The 12,286-nt window shown below is 45.4% G+C and carries 11 protein-coding genes; all 11 read right to left on the bottom strand.

The window, feature by feature from the left end:
• Positions 1-76 precede the first annotated feature (76 nt).
• A complete protein-coding gene (locus tag ACRD7P_RS18180) occupies positions 77-559 on the bottom strand; it encodes a hypothetical protein (protein ID WP_430909128.1) in 483 nt (160 codons plus the stop codon).
• Between the two features lie 15 nt (positions 560-574).
• Positions 575-889 carry a hypothetical protein gene (locus ACRD7P_RS18175; RefSeq protein WP_430909127.1) on the bottom strand — a complete coding sequence of 105 codons (315 nt, stop codon included), beginning with the start codon at positions 887-889 and terminating at the stop codon, positions 575-577.
• 29 nt (positions 890-918) lie between these two features.
• Entirely contained in the window at positions 919-1,299 is a 381-nt protein-coding gene (locus tag ACRD7P_RS18170; RefSeq protein WP_430909126.1) for a hypothetical protein, read from the bottom strand.
• Positions 1,300-1,551: 252 nt separating this feature from the next.
• Positions 1,552-2,382: a pentapeptide repeat-containing protein gene (locus ACRD7P_RS18165; RefSeq protein ID WP_430909125.1), complete on the bottom strand. Its 831-nt coding sequence runs from the start codon at positions 2,380-2,382 to the stop codon at positions 1,552-1,554.
• A gap of 371 nt (positions 2,383-2,753) precedes the next feature.
• Complete coding sequence (locus ACRD7P_RS18160) at positions 2,754-3,071, bottom strand: hypothetical protein (RefSeq protein WP_430909124.1); 318 nt, start codon at positions 3,069-3,071, stop codon at positions 2,754-2,756.
• A gap of 9 nt (positions 3,072-3,080) precedes the next feature.
• A complete protein-coding gene (locus ACRD7P_RS18155) occupies positions 3,081-4,022 on the bottom strand; it encodes an HNH endonuclease (protein WP_430909123.1) in 942 nt (313 codons plus the stop codon).
• A 275-nt stretch (positions 4,023-4,297) separates the two neighbouring features.
• A complete protein-coding gene (locus tag ACRD7P_RS18150; RefSeq protein WP_430909121.1) occupies positions 4,298-4,747 on the bottom strand; it encodes an SMI1/KNR4 family protein in 450 nt (149 codons plus the stop codon).
• Between the two features lie 12 nt (positions 4,748-4,759).
• A complete protein-coding gene (locus ACRD7P_RS18145) occupies positions 4,760-5,053 on the bottom strand; it encodes an HNH/ENDO VII family nuclease (RefSeq protein ID WP_430909178.1) in 294 nt (97 codons plus the stop codon).
• A gap of 105 nt (positions 5,054-5,158) precedes the next feature.
• Positions 5,159-10,564 carry an RHS repeat-associated core domain-containing protein gene (locus tag ACRD7P_RS18140; protein ID WP_430909119.1) on the bottom strand — a complete coding sequence of 1,802 codons (5,406 nt, stop codon included), beginning with the start codon at positions 10,562-10,564 and terminating at the stop codon, positions 5,159-5,161.
• A complete protein-coding gene (locus tag ACRD7P_RS18135) occupies positions 10,509-11,252 on the bottom strand; it encodes a SpvB/TcaC N-terminal domain-containing protein (RefSeq protein ID WP_430909117.1) in 744 nt (247 codons plus the stop codon). Before ACRD7P_RS18135 ends, ACRD7P_RS18140 begins: the two co-directional genes overlap by 56 nt.
• A gap of 22 nt (positions 11,253-11,274) precedes the next feature.
• The coding region (locus ACRD7P_RS18130; protein WP_430909116.1) for a discoidin domain-containing protein at positions 11,275-12,286 on the bottom strand (1,012 nt) is incomplete at its 5' end.

Below are 12,286 nucleotides of genomic sequence, written 5' to 3'. Positions count from 1 at the left end.
ACATGATGTGGCCGATCTCATTTTGAAAGATCGATGCACTACAATGGAAGTAGTTTTATCTTGGGATATAAAGGGGTCATTCTTCCTTGGGTAACGGATACCCGCAACCTTTACAATATTTCGAATCGCAATTATTGGTGGTTTCGCAATTGGGGCATGCTATCTTGGCTTCTTTTGGCGGTTTCGGTCCGGGGATTATTGCGGCCTCTGACCGATTCTTCCTTTGACGTTTAATCATGAACCACGCTAAAAGTACAGCGGCTAGTAATAGTCCTCCTAAAACCACAAAAAATAGCAACTGCCCGAGGAACAGGCCAAAATTGTAAGCTCCATTGTTATCGGGGCCATCAGCTGTATCGGAATCACTGAAAGAATTGACTTCCGATTCGTTGACGGTAAAGGAATTGAAAAACCGCTCCCTATTCTTGGTCACATCTATCCCGATATCCGAAAAGGTCCAAAAACCAATGAAAACAAGCCGTTCGCCCACCAAAAAAATTCTTTGGTATCGAAGGTCGGGCAACTCAGGATTCCGGGGTGTATGTATCTCAATTTCCATTCCTTGCAATCCTTGTTACTCAATTTCCTCTTTGGCGATCAGTTTTCCATCACCGGCCCGGAGCATTCCGCCAATCGTACCTTCGTAGAATTCAATGATGTTGTCAGGTGTGATCTGTTCGGCATAACCGTTGGAAATTTCCCTCAGACTTACCATGTAATCGGCATGGCCGTCAGTGCCAAAATATATTGTGTCACCCTGCTCAAGAATCAGCTCGCTTTCGACCGGGAACTCAATCGTTGTTTCGGGAGTAATCCGAGTGGATACCCAATCCTGGCAAAAACTTGGTTGCCATAGTATAAAAAATAAAATACACAGTTTTATTTTCATTGACTCTTTATTTACGATCATCCCGATTTCTAGGGCAACTTACTGGTTCTTTCTACAGTAGGCCTGTTAGCATATTTTTTTAGTACAAAACCCGGATGGTCGTCCGAACGTTCAATATAAACTATATTGCCGATCGAAAACGTCCTGATTTGTTCCAAATAAATTTCCAACATACTCAACAATGTCTTTACGGATGTTATTTTTGTTTTTCCGTCTACAATTTTTGCGAACAGATCATTTTCATTAATACCGCCCCCTTTGAGAATTACCATTCCATATTTACATTCCTCACCATTGTTGGTCCTAACCAAAGTAACGTTGTCTCCTGTTATTCTTGGATAAAGAAAATCGTTTATCCTTTTATCTGGACTTTTCGGATCAAAAGGCACAATAGCTTTTCTTGATTTCATATAATTATGGGCTATAATAACCATGTTTTCTTAGATGTGTTCGAATATCCTTAGGTCCCAAATTTTCAGGAACGTTCAGCCCTCTATGGAAAAGGGCGGCGAGAATTACACCATCGACCACTTTTCTCGTTGCATATCCGCGCCATGCGCATTAGGTTTATAGGACCGATGGGAAATCCAGTAGGAAACGTATGGAATACTAATGCCTGGCAAATGGTTCTCTATCAATATTCAAAAAAACAAGTCGTACTATTATTTTATGAATCTCTTAAGGCCGTCTATAAGCTTAGGCCATATCAGGTTCTTGTAGTCCTCTTCTAATTCCCTCCCACCAATCGCGTACCAGGGCTGGGTTTTAGCATGTACCATATGTGCTTCAATAAAATCCATTGCATCTTTTTTTTCCATTTCCGGCCAAGATTCGATTTCTCCTTTTAGAAATGTAAGTCTTTCCGGCCATTTGTCAAAAAGATGGTAGTTCCCCTTCTTGGGAAGCCTTATTGTGGACAGGTCACAATTATTACTGAATGTGGGATATTCCAGTTCCGCTTCTTCAAAAGAAACATTTAACATTGTGTTGGCTCTGGCCTTTCCGAACTCTTTTTCACCGTAAGAGGCGGCATATCCTCCCCTAAACCAAACATCCATTACTTTTCCCTCAAAACTACAGTTCATAAAAGATGATGCGCCAAAATCGACCCCTTTTAATTTACAGTTGACAAACTTACAATCATCGAATTCCCCACGAATAAATATTGCGCCGGTGAAGTTGCAATTTTCAAAAACGCAATTCATGTATTTTGAGCCGTCGTAACCAATAGCGGCCCTATTCAACTTACAGTTCTTGAAATTCACCGTATCAAATACATTTCCATGGTCCGATGTATGCGAGAAATCGGTACGTATAAAAGTTACCTCTCTAAAAAGGCTATTCTCCAACCAGCAATTATGTATAGATCCTTTTTCGTAGGTTCCTTGAACAAGTTCTTTTTTCAAGATTTTCACATTATCGAAATCCAATTCTGAAACGCTTTCTCCTAATAACGGTTTTCTTTTTGTGGCCTTTTTTTTGCTTAAAAACATGTTTTGGTTAAGAATCATCATTTGATGAGGCTTTCGGTAATTACATTTCTCACGTTTTACTTATCCGCCTTGTACATTTCTAAAATACTGACTGATCTAGCTGCAATTGATTTCGCCTCATCTAAGGAAAACTGAAACCAAAACTCTTCGCTATCGTTATAAAAACTAAAGCAAAATTCCTCTTCGGTAGCATCAAAACCACCTAAATACGCTCACCTTTGAAACATATCATCAGATTCAATTTCACTCCATTCCCCAATTGTCTTATTTTCTTTAATAATTTCATTGCAGACAACTATAACATCATCTTCTAGTTTGTGTTGCATACTATTTGTCTATATGGTCAAGCTTGGTATCCAAGTAAGCTATACTCAGGCATCCTTAATCCTAAAACTAATTATTTTTTGTGCAATTTCTTGATTTGTTCCTCCAAGATTTTTATACTGCGAATATACATCTATCAAATAGTCCAAGGGAAACAAATTAACCAATAAGTTTCCTTCAATTTCCATCTCAAGTTTCCCTTCGATTTCCTCTGAATTGAAAAAGAACATTTCTGAGTAAATACTAAGTTCTTTTTTTAAATAGATATCAGCAAGTTCTATATCCAGTTCCGGTTCATGTTCAAGAATAACTTCTTCCATTTCTGACTCGTTCTCGAGATAAGGTATAAATTGCAATAAATTCATAATTTTATTTTAGTTCCAAATGTGCATTCCTCCAAATCCGTTTGGATGAAGCGTATTCCAAAAAAGACTGCTAGGGCTATGCTGTGCCTTAGGTACTAATTGCATAATTCCTTTTTGTATGTCATGATGCCAGACCCAATTCTCAGGAGAACGTCCCCACAAAACATTCCCGGATTTACTTTTCTTAAATTTTATATTTAATCTATTCATGGTAGCCGCATCCATATTTGCTGCTAAAGACTTATTTGCGGCTTTAAAATGTTGATAATAGCTCCCCCCAGGGTATAATTTTCTAGGTAGAGCCATTTCATGTGCAACCGAGTAAAACTGACCACTTGGAACACTTACTTGGGATGTTGTTCTTACCAAACTCCGCGCCATTCCTGCCCCTCGGGTAAATGCGAAACCCTCTACGCCCTTCCAAGCTCCATAGCCCAAGGAATTACTTATCTGTCCAGGGGTCATGTTGGGCAGTTCATAGGCAAAATCGGAAATGGCGTTCCCGATGCCCTGTCCAAAATCCATCCATCCCTGTGCGGTACCAAGGCTTTCGACAAAGCCTACGGTCGAGTCCAGTCCCCTGGAAATACCTTGCGCAAAACCGCCTACGACCTCTTTGGTGGTTTCCCATGGCGAGGAGATGAACTTGCCCAAATTCCTGAACCCGGCGGATAGGTACTGCACCCCCAACGGCACCTCTAAGTTATGGATTTCCCGCATATCCGGGTCGGGGCCGGAGGAAATATCGTTGTTTTTTTGTTTGGTGCTCGGGGTGGGCGCCGCCTTCTGCGGTGGAGCGTCGCCCGAGGAGCCCCCGCCGAAGTTCTCGGCAAAGGCCACAACCGCAAGGCCCGCGGACATTGCCACTGCAATGATACCGATAATCAGTCCTACGACCACTTCCCCGGCCTCCCCAGTCACATTGGTATATCCCAGGGGATTGTTGAACACATAGCTATAGCGGTTGTAGTTCTGGGTATTGTAGGGGTCCTGTATAAAATTATCGGGTATCAGGAAGCGGTGAAGCGTGGAAACTGATATTTCAACTTCAAATAGAAGCTCGAAATCAAAATATCCCTCTTCGGTACAAGCGTGAAGCTTACGCTAACATGGCGATGCAATATTGAAACTTAAATAGTTGGTTCCTAAACTGCCAGGCAAAGAAAAAGAATACGTTTTGGCGTTCTACAAAAAAAGCCCCTGATTTCTCAGAGGCTTTTTTTACTTCAAATGGATTCTCCGATAAGAGAGTATAAAAACTTTCCAAAGGAATCTGATATTTTCTCTTTTTGATTGTCTGTATCCCATATATAAACAGGTGATTCAAAATTATCATCTTTAAAAGACGTGTCTATAACATAATAAGGGCCATAACCTGTTTCTGACACTACAATAAATTCCTTTGGTAAAGCTGATTCCTCACGTAAATTTAATGTCAACCAAATACCATTAGGAACCATAGGGCCATCTGTAGTCGGGTCTTTGATTATTCCAAACAATTCTATCCCTGCAATATCTCCTGCACCATATTTTTTTAAAAACAAAGAATAAGACTTAGGAAACTTAACCCCTAATATTTCTTCTGCTGACGTTATTTTATCCGGTGCTACTGGTCCACAAAAGTCCGCATCATCAATATTCTCTTCTATTATTTGTAACGCATTTTCAATACTCATAATCAGTATTCTTTAAAAACCCTTCGCTCGGTTTTTCCAATAGCTTCGCTTCCAAGAGTTAAATTGGCTTCTATTGATTCCTGAAGGGATTGTATTTGGATTAATATGAATTATACTATGATTGGTCCTATGAAATGTCTGTGTCATTTCAGCTATTCCAGAAGAATTAGTCTGAGTCATGTGATGTAAATTTAAAGAATTACCATCAGGCCCAATTGGGGCTAATCCTTTCTGCATTCTCTGTAAATTAGTTCTACCTTTCGCATCAACAAGCCTAGGGTTAATCAAGTCATTTCTTTGAAACACTTTGATATTTCTAAAGGTGGTAGATTTAGTCCAGAATTTTCTACCCACCTTAGCAACCCTACTCAAACTCTTAGCACTCTTGGCCAAACTGGACAAAGTACTACCTCATACAAATAAAGACGCTATTCTGCCCCCAAGCCCTCCATATTCACTAACTGACATATTTGGTATGGCATATACCGTTTCGGATATTCCATTTACAATTCCCGACCATAGCATGTCGCTACGGTCCGTCCTTACCATCGACCCCATCAACAACATATTGCCGATACCCTCTCCAAAGTCCATTACTCCGCTTGGAGTAAATAGACTATTAACAAAGTCTCCGGTCGATTGGAGACCCGGCAATATCCCCTGGGTTAGGGCCCCGCCCAAATATTCCCCGGCGAACCCGTACGGTGACGACAATGCCGCACCGAGCATTCTTCCCTCAAACTGGAGGTACTGGACGCCCAAAGGCACCTCTAAGTTATGGATTTCCCCTTCGACCGGCCCCATGGTAGAAGCAATATTTTCCGATATGTTCTTGTTTACGGTCTGTGGTTGCGGGGCGGCACTACCATTATTCTTGGATTTGTTCCTTAGAAGCCCCGTTTCTTTATTAAAAAGAAGGTCTCCAAGGAATACAAGACCGCCCAGAAGGCCCCCTAACCAGCCACCACCACCTTCGGAGAGCTCCCCGGAGGGGTCCGTATACATAAGCGGATTGTTCAATACATAACTGTATCGGTTGTAGTTCTGAGTGTTATAGGGGTCCTGTACGAAATTATCCGGCATTAAAAAACGGTGCAGCATGGGGTCGTACAGTCTGCCGTTCATATGGATCAGCCCCACCCCGAACAGGTGTTCATGACCGGTATAACCGCGGTCCAATACCCCGCCGCCGGCCATGCCCCCCACGATGTCATTGCCATTTCCGTCGGTCCATTTTACGATGTTCCCCCAGGCGTCAAAATGTCGTTTTTCTTTAAAGCCCCCGTTCTTATCGGTGATGCCCAGTATACTGCCCAGATAATCGCGGTGCAGGTAAAGGTACTCTTCGTTTTTCTGCGAGGGGTTATGTTCGGAATACCATATTGCCGAGGAAGTATATGCACTACCCCCGATATAGGTGACGAACCGGGTCTTGTCCGAAGTGGTGTCCCAAAATATCTCCATGCTGCCGTCCTGGGAATAGTGCCTTCGGTATGGCCTTTTTTCCTTATCCTCATCGGTGTTCCCGTAAAACGCATTTGCGCGGTTCCCCAAGGCGTTATACTGGTATCCGATACGTTCTTTTCCCGTCTCTTTGATCTCGGTAGCGCTCTTGAACGCGTTATAAGTAACGTCCTGTCGACCAAAATTCACATAATTTAACTGACCCTTTCCGTTAAAGTCTATACCGGTCGGTCGAAAACCGTTCCCTACATAATTGAAATCGCCCATAGTGGACAAGCTGGTGACCCTCCCTTTTCCATCATAGGATTGACTTTCTATACCGTTGTTGTCCTCAAAGGAGACAAGTCTGTCCAACTCGTCATAGGTAAATGTCTCGTTCCAGTCAAAAAGACTATTGCTACGGTTTTTTAGCGTTCCCTTTTTTACATCGAACTCATAGGATAGGGTCAACAATTTAAAAGCCTCCGTTCCATTGTCCCGATCTGCCACTACCTTTTTTAGATAACCATGGGCATCGTATTCAGTGGAACGTTCCATGCCATTGCCCATGCTACTTACGGTCACCTGTCCCCGTGCGTTTAGTTCCTTAATTTTCCAAATCTCCTCTCCGCTTGCAAAATCGTTGACTTTTATCAAGTGCCCATTGGCATATGTGTTCTTTGTTTTGTTTATGCTTTTTTTACCATTGGCCAATAGCAGTGCCTCACTTTCCTCGGTATCGACCCTTCCGTATCGATCATAGGTAAGGGTTTTGGTGAACACCGCATATGGGGTGGTTTCCACTGTGCCGATCAGTCTCTTATAAGAGTCATAATTATGGGTCGTAGTGCCATTGTTGCCATCCGCATTGGCCAGGTCGACCTCTGTCAATAAAAAGTCCGAGTTGTATCGATAATCGATTTTTATATCCGTACCCGCATCCCCTAAGATTATTTTTTTGATCAACCTCCCTTCCGGGGTATATACATATTCCGTGGTGCCTTTTGGCGTGGTTTCCTTGAGAATTTGATCAAAACCGTTGTATTCGTAGGTATAGGTGCCCGCGGAGGGATCGATCAGTTTTGTCCTGCGTCCCCATCCATCCTGTTCGATACGTGTCACGCTACCGCCGAAATCCGTACTTTTCAAATTTCCATTTCCGAAATAGGTATACTCTATTGTGCCCCCCGGATCGGTAACTTTTACGATATTTCCCATAGCATCCCTTGTGACCGTTTTGGTCTTGGTTCCGTCGTTTATAGTAGTGGTCAACCCAGAATAGGCAATGTCGGTGGTCCTACCCGTATGGGAGACCATCTGTATCGGTCTACCGTAAACGTCATAGCTAGTGGAATTCCATTGTGAAGGGGAACCGTCTCTGTAAGGCTCGCTCTTTCGGAACGGCCTTTTAAATACATCGTACTCATAATCGGTATAGACCCATTCCCCCAATGCATCTATACCACCCTGTTTCTTGGGCCTTTCCCAAGAATCAAATTCAGTTATACCGGTACTTCCCACGTCGGAAACGACGGTCAGGATACTAGACGTGCCACCGCCATAATCCATATCTGTGGAATTGCCCAGATGATCGGTGGCCCTTATCATTCTAAAAAGGGGGTCATACTCATAATCGGTCGCCAGTCCCAAAGGATCGATATCTTTCAAAAGCGTTCCGTTGGAAACATCGTATCGGTATTCGGTCTTTCGTCCTTCAATATCATACGTCTCCGTCACGAAGCGCCTGGAAGGGTCGTATTTATATTTTGTCTTCCTTGATGGGGTATCCTTTGGCGAATCGACGATCTCAATAATATTGCCAGAGATATCATGGGCAAATGTTGTAGTGTTAAAGTCGGTCCCATTACCTTTTATCCTTCTTTCCGTCAAAAGATCGCCGGTATAGCGATATTCCTCCTCCGTACTAAAACTGTCCCCTCCAATAACGCTGGTAGTTTTTTTCCTTGAAAGCCTTCCCCTCCTAAAAGAACTGTTTACATAGTAGAATTCTTCGACCATGCTCCCGTCACCATTGTAATCGGTAGTCTTTTTGGTAGGGTTTCCAAAGGAATCATAGACGGTCCCGGAAGTAATCGTCGTTCCGTTAAGCCTATCCTGCACTGTAGTTCCGGTATTCCAAAGCTTGAATACCTTGTTGTCCGATACGTTCCATGTACCATAGGTATAGTCGACTTTGGTAAGATACTCTGAAGGGGAAGTATTGAAAGCAAATGCTCCTTCTACGCTGTAACTCTGGATCGGCGCACCCCTTTTAAAAACGTCGTACTTGGTAACGTTCCATATGTATTGCGAATCCCTGTCGTTCCACTCGGATCGCGCAATCTCCTTAAAGCCTATAAAGCCCAGCCCTTCGGTATGTACCACCGCACCGGCATAGGAAAACAACTTTCGAATAGTTCCGGAACTGGAATAATGTGTCAAATGCGAAACTACTTTAGCTCCGCGGGAAACCGAAAGTTCCGCATAAGGATAGGTTTCCCCTCCAAGATAGGTGTAGACGGGCGTATCGTCGAATCCCAGCTCACCCGGATCAAGATATGCATATTCTACATTATATCTGTTCCAGTTATCGGCATAAGACTTAAGTTCCAGCTCCCTGGCGGTATCGGCCCCAAAGGTAAAATAGGAGACCTTTTCGTTGCTGATGGTAACCAGATCATAGTTCGCGCGCGACCGTAACGTGGAACTCAAGAAGATAGGAATGGGATAATGGTCCAGATCTCCCTCGAGGGTCATTGCGTAACTATAGGCAAAAGAAGGTAACAACGAGTTCCCTTTAAATCCGTTCTGGATATAGATGCTAACCTTTTGGACACCGTTTAACCCATCGTCCCTTGTCTCGGACTTATATTCCAAAATATCGGTACGCCCATCATTATTGTAATCTGTGGGGATAAGATTGTAGGTGGTTATCGTGCTAGAAGAATTCGAGGATAGTTTATAACGAAAGGGATAGGTGTTCTCGTTGCCGGTAAAACCGGTTCCCGTTGAACGGAAGGTTATAAATACATCGCTATTGGTACCCGTAGGAAGCATAAAATCGGTCTTCCCATCCCCGTTATAGTCCCCTAACAAAGGTTGGTACTCTTGTTTAAGGCGGGTGTCCTGAGTCTCCCAAAGCTTTTCCAAGGTGTTGTTTTGGGATAGGGAATAGACGTATACCTTGCCCTCGGTAAACTGGAGGATATCGGTCTTTCCGTCCCCGTTCACATCGGCGGTATGTATGTCCTCTAATGACACTATAGGTTTGGCAATACCGCCCGCATTCTTGACAAATCCACTGGTTATCCTTCTATCGAGGTTTATAAAATATGCCGTCGACACGTTTCTGGTAATATTTGCACACTCGCAACATTCGTTATCGGGATCGGGACGGCTGAAGGAAACGGCCCCGTTCACCAAGAGGTCGGGGCGGTCCCCGCCACAGTCCTCACCGGGCGGCGGTAGCTCCTCCGTACAGCTCTTATAGGAATAGGGCTTGCTAAAGGCCATGACGTCCGTGAGCCCGTCCCCGTCGAAGTCCCCGGAGATGTAATCCATCTGGACCCTATAATCGATAAGGTCCTGCCCACAATAAAGATTCGCCCTGTAGCTCGGGGCAGTCCAAGTTTTTTGGTAGTATTGGACAACGTCCCGGCCTTGACCTTTCTCCTTGCCGTTCACTTTGAAGTTCACCTTGTCCGTACCGGAGTTGGTAACGATGGTGAAACCTTGTGCGGCATCGAGCTGGTCGGAACTATTTAGGTAGTTCACCGGGAACATGGTCTCAAAAGGGGTCGTATCTACTGTAAGCCCTACGTTGCTTTTGCCCGATTCGATATCGTTATAAATATGGAACTGTGTCCTATCCTGTTTTTTCTTGGGGTATACTACAAAATCCATTTTCCCGTTTCCGTTATAATCAAAGGGAAAAACGGCCGACTCCTCCTGATTGATATCGGTTATGTCCAGGTCGGTGTCCAAAGAGGTCGAATTTGTGACAAAGAAGGAATTGGAATATTCAAAGGTTATCGGGGAGTAGCTCATGGAGTTGTCACCGCTCTTTTCAATAATTTTCTTCAATAACGTAAACCCTCTGACAGAATTATGTTCTAATTCATAGTTTCGATAGCCCGAGGAGGGGCCCCTTACGGATATTTTCTTCAAAATATTCTTTCTTCGGAAATCCACTCCTCCCGCGAACGCTTGTTCGTCATCAATCCTTTCACCGTAATAAAACTGGATGGAATTGGGCACGGAACCTCCGGACCTATGTCCATAGCTGATGGTATAGATACTAAGTGCATTATCAAAGGTCCTATAGGTGTACTCGATCCGTATACCCTGGGGATTTTCCCAAATAGGATATAGCATACTCCATCAAGGACCTGTCGCTAGAGGTCGTGCCGTACCACGCGAAGGACCCGTCGGGATATTCCACCTTGAACCTCTCGGTACCGTTCCCGCTACCATAGGATGTGATCTTGGTATTTGAGAACCGCTCGGTCTCATAGACCGCACCGTTCCCGCCGTAGGTCCCGGATTTTAACATGAGCCTTACCCCGTCTAGGGCGAAACGATCGTTGTCATCAAAATCCACAGGATCGATGAACCCGTCATGGTATTTGGTAGCGGCTACCCTTGTTATCGTAGATATCCCGGAAATGCTCCATCCATATCCAGGGATTCCGTTTCCGTTTTGGCTATCGTGGACCAGTGCGATCTGTGGGACTACACCGTTTATTCCCGGCGGTACCGCTATGGGTACGTGACAGACCGAACTTCCCCTATCGGAAACCGAAAAGGATGTCTTGGTCCCACGGATTCCCGATACGCTACCGGTGGTGCTGTTAACGCTTCCGGGGGTACTTTGCCCCTGGTCGAAAGCTTGAAGGGATCCCTGATCGCCGCTTACCTTTCTTTCGGTCACCTTGATCGGTGTCCCGTTCAGGGGAACCTCCTTATAATCGGTCTGTGCGTTGGCGCATATGGCAAAGGCCAGGGCGAACAATAGGGCAAGGGCGTTGCCCGCTGTTTTGGTATTTCGGATAAATGCTTTCATGTGGTGTTTTTATGTATCGGTATCAGTCCTTGATTATTTTTTTGCCCACGGTGCGTCCGCTCTTGAGCCTGAAGGTGATCAGGTACACCCCGGTGGGGCGGTCGCGCAGGTCCACACTGGCCCGGGAGCCGTCCGTGTCCTGTGCGATGGGGATCTGCTTTCCGGCAAGGTCGGTAACGGTAATGTTCTCGATCAGCCCATCGTATTCGGCGGCCCAAGTGACCGCCAGTTCACCCTTGGTAGGGTTGGGCAGCAGTACGATGCTATCGTCGAAGGGGTCCGGTTCGTCCACCGTTTCGGGGCCTTCTTCCGTTGCCGCCAAGGGGGGCAGCTTCGCCTTTAGGGCAGTGGCCGTTTCCGGTGGCCTGCGCACGATCTGGTTGCCCGCCGCATCGAAAAGGAATACCAGTTCGGTGACCTTTGCCGTCCCCGGTCCGGGGCCCTCCCCATTATCGAAATCGATGATCTGCATCTCGGTAAGGCTGTTCCAGTCGTTGAGCGAATTGCCCCTGCCCACATAGCGCAGGTAACGGGCGGTCTGCCGTGAAAAGGGATAGGATTCGAAATCCAAGGCGGTACCGCTACTGGCCATACCGGTGGCGAAGGTGGTCCAATCGGTACCGTTGTCCGAACGTTGCAGGTCAAAATACGCCTGTCTTGTATCGCCCTTGTAATAGGCGATACGCAATTCGTTAAAACTCTTGGGGCTCCCAAGATCGATGGTCGCCGTGGCCGGGTTCGCAAAGGCGCTCCATCGGGTACCAAGGTCGCCGTCGAACATATTGTCCCCTATATTGCCCCGGTCCTTGGTAGAGGTCTCCACGAATACCGGCGTATGGAACGTCTCGTTCTCCGGTCCCGGACCATAGATCTCCAGTTCCTGAAGGCTGTTCCATTCGTTCAGGGAATTGCCCCTGCCCATATAGCGCAGGTAACGGGTTTCCCGTAGCGGGAGTACGAACTGCTCCAGTGCCAGTGAAGTACCGCCGGATGCCATACCGGTCTCCCAATCGGTCCAATCGGTACCGTTGTCC

The organism is Maribacter sp. 2-571 (assembly GCF_050589625.1).
Lineage (GTDB): Bacteria > Bacteroidota > Bacteroidia > Flavobacteriales > Flavobacteriaceae > Pelagihabitans.
Note: the sequence above shows the minus strand (reverse complement) of the source record. Positions and strands in the feature narration are given on the sequence as shown.

Excerpts from the sequence above, each read along its gene's own strand:
- ACRD7P_RS18170 (WP_430909126.1), bottom strand. The coding sequence starts at position 1,299 with ATGAAATCAAGAAAAGCTATTGTGCCTTTTGATCCGAAAAGTCCAGAT.
- ACRD7P_RS18160 (WP_430909124.1), bottom strand. The coding sequence starts at position 3,071 with ATGAATTTATTGCAATTTATACCTTATCTCGAGAACGAGTCAGAAATG.
- ACRD7P_RS18140 (WP_430909119.1), bottom strand. The coding sequence starts at position 10,564 with ATGCTATATCCTATTTGGGAAAATCCCCAGGGTATACGGATCGAGTAC.
- ACRD7P_RS18180 (WP_430909128.1), bottom strand. The coding sequence starts at position 559 with ATGGAAATTGAGATACATACACCCCGGAATCCTGAGTTGCCCGACCTT.
- ACRD7P_RS18150 (WP_430909121.1), bottom strand. The coding sequence starts at position 4,747 with ATGAGTATTGAAAATGCGTTACAAATAATAGAAGAGAATATTGATGAT.
- ACRD7P_RS18165 (WP_430909125.1), bottom strand. The coding sequence starts at position 2,382 with ATGTTTTTAAGCAAAAAAAAGGCCACAAAAAGAAAACCGTTATTAGGA.
- ACRD7P_RS18175 (WP_430909127.1), bottom strand. The coding sequence starts at position 889 with ATGAAAATAAAACTGTGTATTTTATTTTTTATACTATGGCAACCAAGT.
- ACRD7P_RS18135 (WP_430909117.1), bottom strand. The coding sequence starts at position 11,252 with ATGAAAGCATTTATCCGAAATACCAAAACAGCGGGCAACGCCCTTGCC.